Origin of the sequence: Bacteroides sp. An19 (genome assembly GCF_002160215.1) — a bacterium.
GTDB lineage: Bacteria > Bacteroidota > Bacteroidia > Bacteroidales > Bacteroidaceae > Phocaeicola > Phocaeicola intestinalis.
Window position 1 is genome coordinate 1 of record NZ_NFKD01000079.1, and the last position, 17,449, is coordinate 17,449.

The window sequence follows — 17,449 nt, forward strand, 5'->3', positions numbered from 1 at the left end:
TGTATTGCCGGATGACCCTGATTCCGGGCTTCCACCGCCTTCCTCCGCCCTTTTCGCTACGCTCCAAGGACGGAGGAAGGCGGTGGCGGAGTTGCACTTCTAACTTGACGGTGGGGTTCAGACTTCCCATACCAGTACCGGCTTTTCCCGCTACCGGAAGAAAGAGCGGCCGGCGATGCACCTATATGCGCATGCCGATGCATATAGTTCCGGACACAAACGCAGGTATATGCATCACGCTCTCATCCGGCTTCAATTCCCCATTCGCTACGCCTGCCCGTGCAAGGTTTACCATACGGATAAAGAAATTCTGGCTCTGCCGTTCTTCATTCTTCATTTTAAATTCGTACATTTGCAGGAAATATAAACCTTTAAAATCTCGAATTATGAATTTCCCTACGAATGTAAAGTACACGAACGAACACGAATGGATTCGCCTGGAAGGTGAAGAAGCCTATGTAGGCATTACCGATTACGCACAAGACCAATTGGGTGACATCGTCTTTGTAGACATCACCACCGAAGGCGAGACGCTGGACAAAGGCGAAGTGTTCGGCACCATAGAGGTAGTGAAAACCGTTTCCGACCTTTTCCTCCCGATAGGCGGAGAGGTGCTGGAAGTAAACCCGGAACTGGAAGAACATCCGGAACTGGTGAACCAAGACCCGTACGGCAAAGGCTGGCTGGTACGCATCAAACCGACTGATGCATCAGAACTAGACGAACTGCTGGATGCGGATGCATACAAACAGCTGATTAATGAATAATTTAATGAAGGAGTTAAGGAGTTAAAGGAGTTATCACTCCGCTGCGCTCCGTTAGGAGTTAAAGCCAATAGTCAGGTTGATGAAAACGAACCTCCTTAACTTCTTAACTCCTCAAAAAAAACAAACGACATGAAACCGATTGTAAGTATCATCATGGGAAGCACTTCCGACCTTCCCGTTATGGAAAAGGCTGCGGCTTTCCTCAACGACATGCAAGTGCCGTTCGAAATGAACGCCCTTTCCGCCCACCGCACTCCCGCCGAAGTGGAGAAGTTTGCCAAAGAAGCCGCAGGCAGGGGCCTGAAAGTCATTATTGCCGGAGCAGGCATGGCGGCTGCATTGCCGGGTGTCATTGCCGCCAATACCACACTGCCCGTTATCGGCATTCCTATCAAAGGCTCCACGCTTGACGGAGTAGACGCTCTGTATTCCATTATCCAAATGCCTCCGGGCATCCCCGTGGCTACGGTTGCTATCAACGGGGCGATGAATGCCGCTATCCTTGCCGTGCAGATGCTCGCCCTGTCTGACGAGGCGTTGGCACAGAAGTTTGCCGCATACAAGGAAGGCTTGAAAAACAAAATCGTCAAAGCCAACCAAGACCTGAAAGAGGTGAAATACGAGTATAAAGTAGATTGATTTTTTAGGTAACTAGGTGACAAGGTACTAGGTGACTAGGTTTCAGATACCATCGACTGGTGCCAACAAAGGTATTCAGAACCTTGTCACCTTGTCAACTGGTACCTTGTCAACTAAAAAAACATGGATTATTTCAATTATTCACGCCGCCAGGCAAGCGAAGTATATGTAGGCGGCACACCTATGGGAGGCACTAACCCCATCCGGGTGCAAAGCATGACCAATACGCCTACCACCGATACCGAAGCCTGTGTAGAGCAAGCCATCCGCATCATTGAAGCTGGAGGCGAATATGTGCGCCTCACCACCCAAGGCACACGTGAGGCCGAGAACCTGAAGAACATCAACATCGGCTTGCGCTCGAAAGGCTACGGCACACCGCTGATTGCTGACGTCCACTTCAATCCGAAAGTGGCGGAAGTGGCAGCGCTTTATGCCGAAGGGGTACGCATCAACCCGGGCAACTATACCGATGCCGCACGTACCTTCAAGAAGCTGGAGTATACGGATGAAGAATACGCCAAAGAGATACAAAAGATACGCGAACGGCTGGTCCCTTTCCTGGACATCTGCAAGGAAAACCATACCGCCATACGCATCGGGGTGAACCACGGCTCGCTATCCGACCGTATCATGTCGCGCTATGGCGATACACCGGCAGGCATGGTGGAATCGTGCATGGAGTTCCTGCGCATCTGCGTGGAAGAACAATTCACGGACGTGGTCATTTCCATCAAGGCATCGAATACCGTCATTATGGTGAAAACGGTCCGCTTGCTGGTGGCGCAAATGGAAAAAGAAGGCATGGCGTTCCCGCTTCATCTGGGCGTGACAGAAGCGGGTGACGGGGAAGACGGGCGCATCAAGTCGGCATTGGGCATCGGAGCCCTGCTATGCGACGGACTGGGCGACACCATCCGTGTCTCACTTACAGAAGCTCCTGAAGCCGAAATACCCGTTGCACGCAAATTGGTGGACTACGTCGCCAAGCGGAACGGCCATGTCTACATACCCGGGATGGAAGCGGAAGGCTTTTGCTACACCGACCCTGCGCGCCGTGCTACTACACCCGTGGGAAACATCGGAGGAGAACAAGTGCCCGTAGTCATTTCGGCACGCCTCAACGGGAATATGGAGACAAACGGACAATTCCGTCCGGACTATATCTATTGCGGGCAGACCTTGCCCGAAGAACGCCAGCCGGGCATCGGTTACATTGTAGACGCAAACCGCTGGGACGGAAGCGAAGGCACTTATCCGGCATTCAGCCACAAACAACTGATTGAGCTTCATTTCAGCCAGGCAGAACGGAAATTCCTTTTCCTTACCTATCTGACGTTGGACGAAGAAGCAATCGCCTGCCTGCGCCGCCATCCGGAAACCGTCATCATCGCACAGAGCAACCATGTGAACCGCTTGGGCGAGTTCCGCGGCTTAGCCCACCAACTGATGGCATTAGGGCTGAAAAACCCATTGGTGTTCTTCCAGTACTATAAGGAAACCAGTCTGGAAGATTTCCAGTTGAAAGCCGCTACGGATATGGGCGCTTTACTCATCGACGGGTTCTGCGACGGCATCTTGCTTTATAACGACGGTGATGCTATCTCCGACTTGAAATCAGACGAAACCGCATTCGGCATCCTTCAAGCCGGACGCCTGCGTACTTCGAAAACCGAATACATCTCCTGCCCGGGATGCGGACGTACGCTCTACGACCTCGAAGCAACCATCGCCCGCATCAAGGCCGCGACCTCGCACCTGAAAGGCTTGAAGATAGGCATCATGGGCTGCATCGTAAACGGTCCGGGCGAAATGGCAGATGCCGACTATGGCTATGTAGGTGCCGGACGAGGCAAAATCAGCCTTTATAAGAAAAAAGAATGCATTGAAAAGAATATCCCCGAAGAGCAGGCGGTGGAGAAACTGCTGGAACTGATTAGCAGGAATGAAGAATGAGAAATGAAGAATGAAGAATGAAGAATTTCCATGCGGGCGAAGCGATTCTTCATTCATCATTCTTCATTCTTCATTTAATAATTGACTACAGGCCATCCGTCAGATGTCCATGTCATTTCGCGTATAAACAATTTCGGGGCTCCATCTTCTGCAATCGAATAAGCATGGCATAAGAAATAATCTTTTCCGTCCAGATGATAAGCTGCGTTATGTCCGATACCGGCATACGCTTCGTTTCCTTCTATCACCAGCGTTCCGCCTCCTTTTGCCATCGGTTTCCCTTCTTTGTCGACATAGGGTCCGACAACCGACTTCGAGCGTCCTACCACGACTTTATAATTACTATCTTTCCCCCGGCAACAATAATCAAATGAAACGAAAAGATAGTAATAGTCTCCGTGCTTCATGATAAACGGAGCTTCTACAGCTCCATCACCCGGATCTTTATCATCCAGCTCGAACGAACGCGGACGGCTGCAAAGCGAATGCCATTCTTCAGGCTGTGCCACCTGCATCAGGTCATCAGTAAGCTTCACCATTTTAATACCATCCCAAAATGAGCCGAAGCTCATCCATGGCGTACCGTCCTCACCGATGATGATATTAGGGTCGATAGCATTCCACATATCCCGGTTGGGAATCGACTGGATTACTTTTCCATGATCCGTCCATTTAAAGTCAGGTTCAGACGGGTCAAGCGTCGGATTGGTAGCATGTCCGATAGCCGAAGTATTCTTGGCAAATGCCGAGCAAGAATAAAACAAGTGATACAACCCATTGTGGTAAATGATATCGGGAGCCCATGTATGTCCCTTATACCCCTTTACAGCTTCCACCGCCCATTGAGGAGCTTCGGCAAACACGGGTTTCTCGAACTTCCAAGTCTTTAAATCCTTAGAGGACATGACAGACACTCCTTCGCCCGTAGCGAACAAATAATAAGTATCACCTTGCTTCGCCATTACCGGGTCGTGCACCAACGGACTGTCGGTAGTCTGTGGCTGTTGGGCGAAGCTCCCCCATCCTATACCTAAGAACATGGTCAATAAAACAACTTTCTTCATACGCTTGTAGTTTTATCTAAATAAACAATTATACTCACAGCTTGTCAGCACGTATTGCAAAGTTGCAAAAACAAAAACAAAACAAGGTGGACAAACGCCCCTTTCAGGTGGAGAGCTTCCCCAATCAATCCTCCATCAGGCTACTCGGCGTAACATTGAAATGTTTCGTGAAACAGCGGGTAAAATATTTCGGGTCATTAAAACCTACGGCATAAGCTATCTCTGAAATATTCATCGTACGGTTCACTTTATTTTTCAACAGCAGTTCACGCGCCAGGTTCAGACGGTAATTCCGTATGAATTGTCCTGCAGACTGGCCGGTCAGGCACTGCATCTTCTTATTCAGCAAACTTTTACTGATGCCCATCTCACGAATAAAGTCGCTCACCTCAAAATCGGAATTCTTATAATTATCCTTCACCACCATCATCGCCTTTTCCAGGAACTTCTTGTCTCCCGAATTTTCATTTGCCAACTCCAGGGAATCTGTATCCATGTCAATAGAAAAACGCTGCTGGAAACGCTTACGGTTTTCCAGAATACTGGCAATACGTGCCAGTAACATGTTTTCATCGAAAGGCTTCAGCAGATAAGCATCTACCCCCATCTTATAACTGTCCAGCCGGGCTTCGTCCGAAGTCTTGGCGGTCAGCATCAGGAAAGGTATGTGGGAAATGGAAAAATCACTCCGCACGCGATGCAACAGTTCCACACCATCCATCACCGGCATCATCAGGTCGCTGATAATAAAGTCCACCGAATACGTTTTCAGCATCCGGAGAGCCTCTTCCCCATCAGCAGCCTCTACCACATTATAATACTCGCGCAAGATAGAGCGGGTATAATCGCGCATGTCCTTGTTGTCTTCTACCACCAGCATCGTCAGCCGGCTGTTACGCATCAGTTCGGGATGTATCTCTTCGGTTTCTGCCACTGCCGGCCGGGGCTGCTCTCCACGCACCACAGGCAGCAAGACACGGAAGGTAGAACCACCCGACGGCCTGTTCTTCGCTCCTATCTCGCCCGAAAGCAACAAGACCAGCTTCCGGCACAAATACAGCCCGATGCCCGTTCCGCTCTGCCCGCTCACCGATACCTGATATTGGTTATCCGCCTGATAAAAACGGTTGAAAATACGGTCGATGTCTTCCTGGGGGATTCCTTTCCCTGTATCGCTTACGCTAATAAACAACTTCTCGCCGTTTTCTGACATCAGCGAAGCTATATAAACAGATACCTGCCCGCCTTTAGGGGTAAACTTGAGGGCGTTGCTTATCAGGTTGGTCAGAATCTTACGCAAGATATCTTCGGCAAACATCATAAACGGATTGTGCAGACGGACATAACAACGCAAATCAATGTCACGTGCCTGCGCATATACCGTAAACGAAGGCATGAATTCTTCTACAAAGCTACGGATATTACCGTAATTGGAAACAATCTTCACCCGTCCTTCTTCCACCTTCCGGAAATCCAACAACTGATTGATAAGCGACAACAGGTACTTCGAGTTGCGTTCCACCAGATGAAGCTGTTCGATAACCTGAGGATTATAACTCAACTTCAAAGCCCGTTCGATAGGACCGATGATCAACGTAAGCGGAGTACGGAATTCATGCGTAATATTAGTAAAGAAAGCCAGCTTGTCAACAGTAAGTTCTTCCACCTTCCGTGACATTTCCAGAATCTTGTTCTTCTGGCTGGTAATCTTCTCGTTCGATTCTTTCAACAACTTATTCTGATGTGAAAGTTCCTCCGTCTGGTCGGACAAAAGCTTTTTCTGTTCTTCCAGTTTCCGGGTACGCTCTTCTACCAACGTATGAAGCAATTTCTGCTGATGTTTTAATGAGCGGAACCGCCCATACACCAACATCAGCAAGACCAGCCCGACAAGCAACTGAAACCAAAAAGTCTTATAAAAATAAGGCGTAACCTCAATCATCAAAGTCTGCGTAGGCGAAACATAGTTTTTCCCATCCGAAGCATAACGCAATTCGAACACATACTTTCCCGGACGCAGGCTGGTATAGGATACGGTATGCTGATTGGCAGGAACCTCTATCCACTTGTCATCAAATCCTTCCAACCGGTAAGCATAACATGCCAAGGCAGAAGGATTATAATCCAAGGATGCAAAATGCACCGTCAGTTGCTTGTCACGTTCATGAATATTCACCCGATTATCCGCAAATGCCACGTCACGGTCAAAACTAAACAGTCCGGTAAATGTCAATGGAAATCCTTTATCCGATTCTACACGGGGGATAAAACGGATTTCCGAAAAACCATTCGTGCTGCCCACATACACGTCACCGTTTTTCGACCCTCCGATAGCATTCCAATAAAACTGGTTGCTGAGCAAGCCGTCGTGTTTCGTATAATTTTGAAACGTATTATCTTTGGAATTGAAACGTGACAAGCCATTATTGGTAGTCAGCCAGACATATCCGTCCTTGCCTTCCCACACGCCTATCACATTATCGTTTATCAAACCATCTTTCGCAGTAAAAGCCTTGAAACGGCAATTGCCGACTTTCCCTTTTGCCCGATAAAAGCCATTCCCATTTGTACCAATCCATACACCCCCATCTTTCGCGGGACAAACCGATGTTATCCGCTCTGCCATCCGCTCGGAAGGATTATCCAGCTTATGGCCATACAAGGCATATTCCAAAGAGTCCTTCCCATATGTGTGCAAATCAATCTGATACAACCCAGAGCTGACCCCCATCCATAAAATGCCATCGGACGTGATGCATCCTCCCAACGACCCATAAACACTTCCCCGGCGCTTGCCGTGGAAAGGATCAAACACTTTCCCCGTAGCTGGATGATAGGCCAATATATCCCGGTTCGTGCCAATCCATAACAAGTCATTCAACGAATCGTAAAGCAGCACACTGACAAAAGCCTGGAAAAGTTCGGGAATTTCGGAAGACAAAACCGGATGAAAAGTCTTGTCGGACAAATTATTTCCACTCACCCAGCCAAAACCTCCGCCCCACGTTCCTACATAAATGCGGCCTTTCCCGTCAGACGCCAGCGCACTGACCGAATTATGGCTCAAGCGTGACGGCAATCCCGTTGTATAATGCTCGAAATACTGTTTCCCTGCACGGCGAAGATTAAGCCCAGCCTCAACCGTCCCTATCCATAACGACCCGTTTTCATCTTCCAGGATAGCATTAACCAGATTCCCCGAAAGGCTTCCTGCATCTTCTTGTGAATGCAAGTCGTTCTGTATCTGCAAACGCGAAATGAACATCTTGTTCAATCCTCCCACCTCTGTACCTATCCAAAGCAAATTTTCATCGGCAAGCAGGCAATTGATGAAATTACAATTCAATCCGGATGCACCGTCTGCCTGTTCCGATTGAAGGATGCGGGTAAAATTGTCGCTTACGGCATTATACAGATTCAACCCCTTCAAGGTACCGACTACCAATACCCCATCGGGAGTCAGGTTGATATCCGTCACATAACTCTGCGACAACGAAAACGGGTCACGCTCATTATAATAATAAGCCCTTGATATTTCTGTCCGTACGTTATAACGAAACAATCCTTTATTGGTTCCAATCCATAAGTCATTCTGCCAAGGGAAGATGCACTGCATGACGGTATTTGCCGGAATAAATGCATCAGACGAAAATACCGGCACCGGTTTTTGAGGAGTTGACACACTTTCTTTTATCAATGACAATGTGCCCAGATAATCAAACCAAATATATCCATCCGCCTCACAGAAAGCCAAGCTACGGTTATACAAATAAAGATCGCATATCCGTGTAATATACTCCACTTTACCGTCTGAAGAAAACGCGATTTTATACAAAGCATCATCTGCACCCACCCACACATTGCCAGAAGAAGAACAATAGACAAAAGAGGCGGAATGAAAAGCAGCCGATGCAAATTTTCCACCCAGCTCCTGGCCACCTATCAAACGCAGACTATTTACATCCAGAATATCCAAGCCTTGCTCTCCCGCCATCCAGATCCGTCCGAAATGGTCCTCACAGAACTTCACGATGAAATTATTCTTCAGCCGTGTCTCTCCCGAAAAAGCATTGAATGTAATAAAATCGTACCCGTCATAACGCGTCACACCATCTCCCCCTGTAGAGACCCATAAAAAGCCACGGCTGTCTTTCATCAAATCCTCCACGTAATTCTTGGGCAACCCATCATCCATTGTCAGATGGGTAAACAAATAATTGCCTCCCCTATTCTGCGGAAAGGCAGGAAGTATATGCAGCAACACGCATATCCACACAAGCAATGAACAGTATCGTATTTTCATCAGTATCTGTCTCTAATAGTTAACGACAAGTATCCCGGAGCATCCACTCCGGTGTTCCCCATCTATCTTCACCAACAAATATACGAACTTTCTTTTACCGGCAGAACACTTCATCCGAAGAAAGCAGCTACAGGAAACAAATATCCACCCAAAACGGATAAATATCCACCCCTCTCCCCGAATCTGCCTGCCCGATACCTGGAAATCCCCCGTCACAGACACACCGGTAGAGCTACCTGCAGGCATGATGCATGCCTTCAGAAAATGCATATATACTTCGATTGCACAAGCGGAAATGCCTCAAAAGCCCATTCCAAATCAGCACACGATAAATTCAAAAACAGTTTCTAAAAAGAAGATTATCATTTTTTTCTAATATGGCAAAACACCACCTGAAAGTCACTATTCGTTTGAAATGAAGTAACAAACCTCCAAACTATACAACAAAAAACAAATGTCCACCAAAGAAAGGTAAATATCCACCTTCCTGGAAGTGAACATTCTTATTTTTGTATGACATAAAAATCTAATAAAGAAAAGTAAACATGAACACACGTATTCAATCCATGATGCTGCTGACTTTGATGATATGTGCCGGCAGCTTTGCGACCTTTGCCAGTAACAATGATACAACGTTTGTTGCATCTGGCAACCCGATAGTCAATTATAAATATCTGGGCGACCCTGCAGCAATGGTTTATGACGGCAAAGTATACATTTATGCCGGACACGATGAATGCCCTGCTCCCGAACAATACTACCTGATGAACGAATGGTGCATTTTTTCTACCGAAGATATGCATACTTTTACCGAACATGCCTATACATTAAAAGCTACCGATTTTAAATGGGCGAAAGGAGAAGCATGGGCAAGCCAGGTAATCGAACGCAACGGAAAATTCTACTGGTATGTGACCGTAGAACATGCCACTATTCCCGGCAAATCTATCGGAGTAGCCGTTTCCGACTCTCCTATCGGTCCATTTAAAGATGCACGTGGTTCGGCACTTATTACCAATGACATGACAACTGAATATACCTCCATCCGATGGGACGACATAGACCCTACTGTATTCATTGATGATGACGGACAGGCATATTTATTTTGGGGAAATACCCAATGCTATTATGCCAAGCTGAAAGAAAACATGACAGAACTGGACGGTCCGATTATGCCCATACAGTTGCCCCGTTTCACCGAAGCGCCTTGGATACACAAACATAACGGCTGGTATTACCTGTCGTTTGCATCCGAGTTTCCTGAAAAAATCTGCTATGCCATGAGCCGCAACATTAACGGTCCATGGGAATACAAAGGCATCCTGAACGAAATAGCTGGTAATTCGAATACCAACCATCAGGCTATCATTGAATTCAAGGGGAAATCCTATTTCATCTACCACAACGGGAGTATTAATACCGATGGCTGCGGTTTCCGACGGGCCATCTGTATCGACCGTCTGTACTATAACGAAGACGGTACCATCAGACGTATACAAATGACATCGGAAGGAATCTGGGAATAAGGCTTTTCATTAATTTTCTAGATAGGTTATACACTAAAAAAATCCGTGGATACGCCGGGATGGCGCATCCATGGAACTATTAGAAGCTGTTTTGAATTTCTCCAAAAAGTTTTTCTTGGCTTGATGTATCCGTTTTCGTGTGTGCTTTGGGCGATTTTTTGGTCCTTTTCGCTCCTGTTCTTCGTCAGATAGCCCGCTATCTTCCTCATCACAGAAGCGGAAATGCCTCAAAAACTCATCCCAAATCATCGCACGATAAATTCAAAACAGCTTCTTATTCCCTAAAAAATACACTTAAATTTCTCACAAGAAAAACAACATCAAAAAAAGACCGACTGCAAATCGGGCAAACCCATTCAGGCCTGCACCGATTCCAGTCGGATTTATATCTAGTTCTAAGTGCTTCTTATGCTTCACCTTTGAAATCACTCAAAGGGGGTACAAAGGTTTTGGCATTGCGCTGCTGCTCTGGCATCTGAATCGGTCCGAAATTCTTTTCGTATTTTACGATATTATCCTGCAAAGCAAACATCAGGCGTTTGGCATTTTCAGGAGTCATCACTATACGCGACTGTACGCCGGCCTTAGGAAGTCCCGGCATGATACGTACAAAATCAAGTATAAATTCAGATGTAGAATGAGTGATAATAGCCAAATTGGCATACGTACCTTGAGCCACTTCTTCTTTCAGCTCTATCTGCAATTGTTCCGGATTGTTATTATTTTCGTTTTCCATAATGATTTACTTTTCTACTGATTTTAGGACTAGTTATTTACTCCACAAAAATAGGAAACTTTTCTCTATTTACCATATACTTCCATAAAAATATTTTGCAAAATCATTTCTGTGACGCCGTGTGCGCATCCGATTCTGTTTTTGCTTCCGGCACTGAAAGAATCTTGCGGTATTCCGCAGGAGACGTCAGCACTTCAATCGCTTTCTTCAAGTCGGCATCGTCTTTCAAACGCTGCATCGCCGCACCCCGTTCAAAGAAATATCGGGTTGCTACTTCTTCGGCTATCTGTTCTTTTATCGGTCCGGAAAAATAATCTAGGTCACGATCCAAGTTATGGTTCAGTTTCTGTTCCAATGCCTTAAACTCTTCGGCCGCGCCTTCCATATACCCTTCAAATTCGGCTACTTCTTTCAAGGTTTTCAGCATTTGTTCGCTCTGGCGGTCATAAGTGAAGTTGGCATCCTTTACCAGTTTTTTAAAATCGGCATAATCCTCATCTGTAATCTGCAACGAATCTACAGAGACCAATGCCGGATGAGTCAGGCAATACTGGGTAGCATAGTCAAATATCAAATCATCATTCAGCAAATAGAAAAGAATATTAGGGAACTTATCACCCTTCACTTCTATGTCGGGACGTATGCCTCCCCCATCACGCACTTCACGACCGGCAGCTGTATAAAACACATGGGTCAGACTGTCGGGGATACGTGCCACCGAACCATCAGCATTCTTCTTCGCATAATCTATTGCCTGAATGCAACGCCCGCTGGGAATATAATACTTCGAAGTAGTCACCTTCAGTGTCCCATTATACGGAAGCTGACGAGTGGTCTGAACCAATCCCTTCCCATACGTACGGGTGCCAATGATAACTGCACGGTCTAAATCCTGCATCGAGCCACTCAAGATTTCAGAAGCCGAAGCGGTGTTGCCATTAACCAATACAGCCAGAGGCATTCCCGTATCAATCGGTTCATTCGCGGTCTTAAAAGACCCTGCAGCCTGACGGATCTTACCTTTGGTTACGACTATCTCCTTGCCTTTAGGTATAAAAAAATTGACAATGTCTACCGCTTCCTGCAACGATCCTCCCCCATTGTCACGCAAATCGAGAATCAATGCCTTTGCTCCTTTATCTTTCAGTTCAATGAATGCTTTTTTTACATCCTTGGCACAGTTGTCGGTAAAGCCACTGAGTGCCAGATAGCCGATACTATCGTGCACCATACCGTAATAAGGCACCGGATTGTTCCGGATATTCTTCCGGGTAATCTTAAATTCCATCACCGTGCTGTCGTTTTTCAACGGACGGAGCACTTTCAGGATAAACGATGTTCCCGGTTCGCCACGTAAAGCCTCACTTACTTTCTCCGAAAACTCTTGAGGTTTCAAATCACCACGAACCATGTCCTTCCCTCCTACTGATAGGATAATGTCGCCCGCCTTTACTCCTGCCTCTGCAGCCGGCATACCCTCTATCGGCTCTATCACGGCAATACGGTCTTTCTTCTTGTAATACCGGATAGCCGCACCGATACCTCCATACTTTCCGGTAATCATCTCCTTCAAGCTGCTCACTTCTTCTTCGGGATAATATTCCGTATAAGGGTCGGTAAGTGCCAACATGCCGTTTACCCCGTTCTGAATCACTTTCTCCGGATTAAGGGTATCGACATAAAACAAATCAAGTTCCTTGAAAATAGCATTGAATATATCCAGATTCTTCGCTATTTGGAAATTACGGTCGTCTTCCTGTTTAAAACTGGACAAGCCCAAAGCCATCAATACGACCAATGCCCCTATAAGTGTTCTTTTTGTATTCATAACTTTACTAAACGATTATGAGGTACAAAGAAACACATTATTCTGCTTCGGATAACAGAACCAAGCAAATATTTAACTTTATTTCGTTTGTCACGCCAGTCACGGAAACCGGTTGCATCATGCCACGCATATAGTTGCACCTGCCGATGCAGATACTTTTGCGTGCCAATACAAATAAGTGCAGGCAGAGCAGAACATTTCCACAAGAAAAAACGCTTCGATTTTTTGGTTGCTAACCGTAGCCTGTATATATTTGCATTACCATAATTAATATAGTTGAACGAAATGAAAACGTATGACATTTATTTCTCGGACCAACGTTCGAGCGACAACAAGGGATTTTCTATCAAAACCGAAGAGAAAGCCATCCACATGGCAGAAGACATACTCGCCAAAGGCGGGAGCTACATCGAAGAATATGCCGGAGGTACCATATCGGTAATCGACTCGGAAGGAGTAACCGTATGGAGCAAACCCATACCGAAAGCATAACTCAAGAACTCAAAAACTCAAAAACTTAAGAACTCAAAAACTCAAAAACTTAAGAACTCAAAAACTTAAGAACTCAAAAACTCAAAACTCAATATCTATGTTCTCAGGAATAGTAGAAGAATGTGCCAAAGTAGTCAAGATAGTCAAAGAACAGGAAAACCTGCATCTGACCTTGACGTGTTCGTTTGTAAATGAACTGAAAATAGACCAAAGCGTGTCGCACAACGGTGTGTGCCTCACCGTGGTTCACATCGAAAACAATACGTACACCGTTACCGCCATGAAAGAAACCATCGAACGCTCGAATATCGGGCTGCTGAAAGAAGGCGATGAAGTGAACGTAGAACGGAGCATGCTGATGAACGGCAGGCTGGACGGACATATCGTGCAGGGACATGTAGACCAGACAGCTGTATGCACGGCTATTGACGATGCCGACGGAAGCTGGTATTTCACGTTCAAGTATGATTTCCAGCCCGAAATGGCGAAACGCGGATACTTTACCGTAGACAAAGGCTCGGTAACCGTCAACGGGGTGAGCCTGACCGTATGTAACCCGATGCAAGACTCGTTCCAAGTAGCGATCATCCCATATACCTTCGAACATACTAATTTCCACACGCTGCACATAGGAAGTGTGGTAAATCTGGAATTCGACATCATCGGCAAATACCTGAGCCGCATGATGCAGCTGGTGGGATAAAACACATAGAAACACGAACATAACATTAACACTTAAAATTGAAAGCATGAGAAAAACATTTGCATTGGGATTATTGGGCATCTCTCTTCTTGCCGGGAACGCCCAGACATTCAAAGAGTGGCAAGACCCGGAAATAAACGCCATCAACCGTGCGCCGATGCATACCGACTATTTCGCATACGAGTCGGCAGAAGCTATCGGAAATGGGAAAACGCAATCGCAGAACTATATGAGCCTGGATGGCACCTGGAAATTCTTTTGGGTGGCAAATGCCGACCAGCGCCCTACCGATTTCTGGAAAACCGGATACAACGACAAGGGATGGGATGACATACAAGTACCCAGCGTATGGGAACTGAACGGATACGGAGACCCCATCTATGTAAACACCGGCTTTGCCTGGCGGAACCAATACGAAAGCAATCCTCCCTACGTACCCACGGAAAAGAACCATGTAGGCTCTTACCGCCGGGAAATCACCGTTCCGGCTTCGTGGAAAGGGAAAGACATTATCGCACACTTCGGTGCCGTCAGCTCGAACATGTACCTTTGGGTAAACGGGAAATTCGTAGGATATAGCGAGGACAGCAAGCTGGAAGCCGAGTTCGACCTGACCTCTTACCTGAAACCGGGGCAGAAAAACGTAATCGCGTTCCAGGTATTCCGCTGGTGCGACGGGTCGTACCTGGAAGACCAGGATTTCTTCCGCTACACCGGAGTGGCACGCCACTGCTATCTGTATGCACGCAACAAGAAACGCATCGAAGACATCCGCGTCACTCCCGATCTGGATGCCGAATACAAAAACGGTACACTTGCCGTTGATGTACAGCTGAAAGGAAGTGGCAACGTGCTGCTGACCCTGAAAGACGCCGAAGGAAAGGAAGTGGCTTCGGCTTCGACCAAAGGGGAAACGGTAACGATGAGCGTTGAAAACCCGCACAAGTGGACCGCCGAGACTCCTTACCTTTATACGCTCTATGCACAGATGGAAGGTGCTTCAGGTGCTGAAGTGATTCCGGTAAACGTAGGTTTCCGCAAAATCGAACTGAAGAACGCACAGATACTGGTCAATGGCCAGCCGGTATTGTTTAAAGGTGCCAACCGTCACGAAATGGATCCCGATGGCGGTTACTATGTATCGCGCGAACGTATGCTTCAAGACGTATTGCGCATGAAAGAGCTTAACATCAATGCCGTACGTACCTGCCACTATCCCGATGATGCATATTGGTATGAATTGTGCGACCGCTACGGACTCTATATGGTAGCCGAAGCCAACATCGAATCGCATGGTATGGGATACGGTGACAAGACATTGGCAAAAAACGCTTCGTATGCCAAAGCGCACATGGAACGCAACCAGCGCAATGTGCAACGCTCGTTCAACCATCCCAGCATCATCTTCTGGTCGCTCGGGAACGAAGCCGGATACGGACCCAACTTCGAAGCTGCCTACGACTGGGTGAAGGCAGAAGACCCCAGCCGTGCCGTGCAGTACGAACAAGCCCGCCAAGACGGAAAGACCGACATCTTCTGCCCGATGTATTACGACTACAAGGGATGTATCGCCTATTGCGAAGACAACAGCAAGCAGAAACCACTCATCCAGTGCGAATATGCACACGCCATGGGCAACTCGGAAGGTGGATTCAAGGAATACTGGGACCTGGTACGCAAATATCCCAAATACCAGGGCGGATTTATCTGGGACTTTGTAGACCAGTCGTGCCGCTGGACCGGAAAGAACGGACGGACTATTTATGCCTACGGAGGTGACTTCAACCGCTTTGATGCCAGCGACATCAACTTCTGCGACAATGGTCTGATAAGCCCCGACCGTGTGCCCAACCCGCACGCCTACGAAGTGCGCTACTTCTATCAGGACATTTGGACCACCCTTGCCGATGCACAAAAAGGTATTGTAAAGGTGTATAACGAATACTTCTTCCGCGACCTTTCGACATACCGCATGGAATGGGAATTGCTCCACGACGGACGTATTGTACGCACAGGCTCAGTAGAAAGCCTCAGCGTAGCTCCTCACCAGACTAAAGACGTGACACTGGATTATGGCACCATCGGTACCGAAGGCGAATGGTTGCTGAACGTGAAATACGTATTGAAAAACGCCGAAGGCATGTTGCCCGCCGGTCATACTGTAGCCTACGACCAGCTGACTCTGAAAGCCTACGAAGCATCGGCATTGGAGTTTGCCAATGTAAAAGAAAGCAACCAGGACATCATCGTGCCGGAAATCGATGCTACCAACAGCAATTACCTGGTAGTGAAAGGCGAAAACTTCGATATCGAATTCAACAAATACACCGGCTACCTCACCGTCTATGAAGTAGAAGGCGTAAGCTATCTCGAACCGGGCACTGCACTGGCACCCAACTTCTGGCGTGCACCGACCGACAACGATTTCGGAGCCGGACTGCAACAGAAATATGTGGCATGGAAGAACCCCGGCATCCGCCTCACCTCGCTGAAGAGTGAAATGGAAAACGACATGGTGAAAGTCAGTGCCGACTATGAACTGAAAGCCGTTTCGGCGACTCTCTCGCTCACTTACCTCATCAATAACAAGGGTGCGGTAAAAGTGGTACAGGCAATGAAAGCCGACCCGAACGCGAAGGTATCAGACATGTTCCGCTTCGGCATGAACCTGATGATGCCCCGCCAGTTCGAAACCATTTCGTTCTACGGCAGAGGCCCGTGGGAAAACTATTCCGACCGCAACCATTCTACGCCGCTGGGTGTATACCGCCAGCAGGTAGACGACCAGTATTATCCGTACATCCGTCCGCAGGAAAGCGGAAACAAGACCGATCTCCGCTGGTGGCAGGTCATCAACAAAGCGGGCAACGGACTGATGTTCGTATCCGAAGCTCCCTTCTCGGCATCGGCTCTGCCCTACCGCATCGAAGACCTTGATGAAGGCTGGGTGAAAATCCAACGCCACTCGGGCGAACTGGACAAAGCCGGCATGACCAGCCTGTGTATCGACAAGGCGCAGATGGGTTTGGGATGTGTCAACAGCTGGGGTGCCCTCCCGCTGGAGAAATACCGCCTGCCCTACGGCGATTATGAATTTACCTTCATCATGTCGCCCTGCTGGAATCAGGTGAAGTAAAAGTCTCTTTCAATCGAGTAGGAGGTAAACATTAATCATAGGTGTTTATCTCCTATTTTCATGTTCACCGACCTCTCACACCACCGTACGTGCCGTTCGGCATACGGCGGTTCCTATTTTGGGTACCATTCGAGATACGAACCCATTAAGGTATAATACCCTGCTTTTCTCAAGCTATCGTTATTTATCGCCACCTTCAATATAGGACTATCAGCAATACGCCAATAACCTTTGCGAGTGTTACCCCATTCACATGCCTTGTATTTTCCAATACCACATTTAATGAGGTTTGCCACCTT

Annotated in this window: 13 protein-coding genes and 1 pseudogene; 7 read left to right on the plus strand and 7 right to left on the minus strand. The window is 47.3% G+C overall.

The genetic code is table 11. The annotated features are described in order from the left end of the window. Positions 1 to 181 precede the first annotated feature (181 nt). On the minus strand, positions 182 to 352 hold the full coding sequence (locus tag B5F25_RS22000) for a hypothetical protein (RefSeq protein ID WP_162614454.1): 171 nt from the start codon (positions 350 to 352) through the stop codon (positions 182 to 184). A gap of 34 nt (positions 353 to 386) precedes the next feature. Between B5F25_RS22000 and gcvH the strand changes: the two genes are divergently transcribed. The 3 genes from gcvH to B5F25_RS18875 all read left to right on the plus strand — a co-directional run bounded on the left by gcvH (position 387) and on the right by B5F25_RS18875 (position 3,362). Further along, positions 387 to 767: a glycine cleavage system protein GcvH gene (gene gcvH / locus B5F25_RS18865; protein ID WP_087251469.1), complete on the plus strand. Its 381-nt coding sequence runs from the start codon at positions 387 to 389 to the stop codon at positions 765 to 767. Between the two features lie 129 nt (positions 768 to 896). Further along, positions 897 to 1,406: a 5-(carboxyamino)imidazole ribonucleotide mutase gene (gene purE / locus B5F25_RS18870; RefSeq protein WP_087251470.1), complete on the plus strand. Its 510-nt coding sequence runs from the start codon at positions 897 to 899 to the stop codon at positions 1,404 to 1,406. A gap of 123 nt (positions 1,407 to 1,529) precedes the next feature. Continuing rightward, positions 1,530 to 3,362: a 4-hydroxy-3-methylbut-2-en-1-yl diphosphate synthase gene (locus tag B5F25_RS18875; RefSeq protein WP_087251471.1), complete on the plus strand. Its 1,833-nt coding sequence runs from the start codon at positions 1,530 to 1,532 to the stop codon at positions 3,360 to 3,362. A gap of 74 nt (positions 3,363 to 3,436) precedes the next feature. Here the strand turns inward: B5F25_RS18875 and B5F25_RS18880 are convergent, their stop codons facing one another. Further along, a complete protein-coding gene (locus B5F25_RS18880; protein WP_087251472.1) occupies positions 3,437 to 4,426 on the minus strand; it encodes an arabinan endo-1,5-alpha-L-arabinosidase in 990 nt (329 codons plus the stop codon). Between the two features lie 124 nt (positions 4,427 to 4,550). Next, positions 4,551 to 8,729: a two-component regulator propeller domain-containing protein gene (locus B5F25_RS18885; protein ID WP_087251473.1), complete on the minus strand. Its 4,179-nt coding sequence runs from the start codon at positions 8,727 to 8,729 to the stop codon at positions 4,551 to 4,553. A 566-nt stretch (positions 8,730 to 9,295) separates the two neighbouring features. Between B5F25_RS18885 and B5F25_RS18890 the strand changes: the two genes are divergently transcribed. Continuing rightward, positions 9,296 to 10,255, plus strand: coding sequence for a glycoside hydrolase family 43 protein (locus B5F25_RS18890; protein ID WP_087251478.1), 960 nt, complete (start codon positions 9,296 to 9,298; stop codon positions 10,253 to 10,255). A 33-nt stretch (positions 10,256 to 10,288) separates the two neighbouring features. Here the strand turns inward: B5F25_RS18890 and B5F25_RS18895 are convergent, their stop codons facing one another. The 3 genes from B5F25_RS18895 to B5F25_RS18905 all read right to left on the minus strand — a co-directional run bounded on the left by B5F25_RS18895 (position 10,289) and on the right by B5F25_RS18905 (position 12,819). After that, the gene (locus B5F25_RS18895) at positions 10,289 to 10,504 is read right to left on the minus strand and encodes a hypothetical protein (protein ID WP_158098082.1); all 216 of its coding nucleotides are present in this window, start codon (positions 10,502 to 10,504) and stop codon (positions 10,289 to 10,291) included. A gap of 157 nt (positions 10,505 to 10,661) precedes the next feature. After that, positions 10,662 to 10,991 carry a DUF3467 domain-containing protein gene (locus tag B5F25_RS18900; protein ID WP_022040256.1) on the minus strand — a complete coding sequence of 110 codons (330 nt, stop codon included), beginning with the start codon at positions 10,989 to 10,991 and terminating at the stop codon, positions 10,662 to 10,664. Positions 10,992 to 11,094: 103 nt separating this feature from the next. Further along, positions 11,095 to 12,819 (minus strand): S41 family peptidase, encoded by a 1,725-nt coding sequence (locus B5F25_RS18905; protein WP_022040255.1) that lies wholly within the window; start codon positions 12,817 to 12,819, stop codon positions 11,095 to 11,097. A 285-nt stretch (positions 12,820 to 13,104) separates the two neighbouring features. On the opposite strand from B5F25_RS18905, the gene B5F25_RS18910 reads away from it, so the two are divergent. The 3 genes from B5F25_RS18910 (at position 13,105) to B5F25_RS18920 (ending at position 17,150) form a co-directional block, all read left to right on the plus strand. After that, positions 13,105 to 13,311, plus strand: a complete 207-nt coding sequence (locus B5F25_RS18910) for a hypothetical protein (RefSeq protein ID WP_087251475.1) — start codon at positions 13,105 to 13,107, stop codon at positions 13,309 to 13,311. 97 nt (positions 13,312 to 13,408) lie between these two features. Beyond that, positions 13,409 to 14,014, plus strand: a complete 606-nt coding sequence (locus B5F25_RS18915; protein WP_087251476.1) for a riboflavin synthase — start codon at positions 13,409 to 13,411, stop codon at positions 14,012 to 14,014. Positions 14,015 to 14,060: 46 nt separating this feature from the next. After that, positions 14,061 to 17,150 (plus strand): glycoside hydrolase family 2 TIM barrel-domain containing protein, encoded by a 3,090-nt coding sequence (locus tag B5F25_RS18920; RefSeq protein ID WP_087251477.1) that lies wholly within the window; start codon positions 14,061 to 14,063, stop codon positions 17,148 to 17,150. A gap of 113 nt (positions 17,151 to 17,263) precedes the next feature. Here the strand turns inward: B5F25_RS18920 and B5F25_RS18925 are convergent. Beyond that, positions 17,264 to 17,449: pseudogene (locus B5F25_RS18925) on the minus strand (group II intron reverse transcriptase/maturase); the annotation flags it as partial.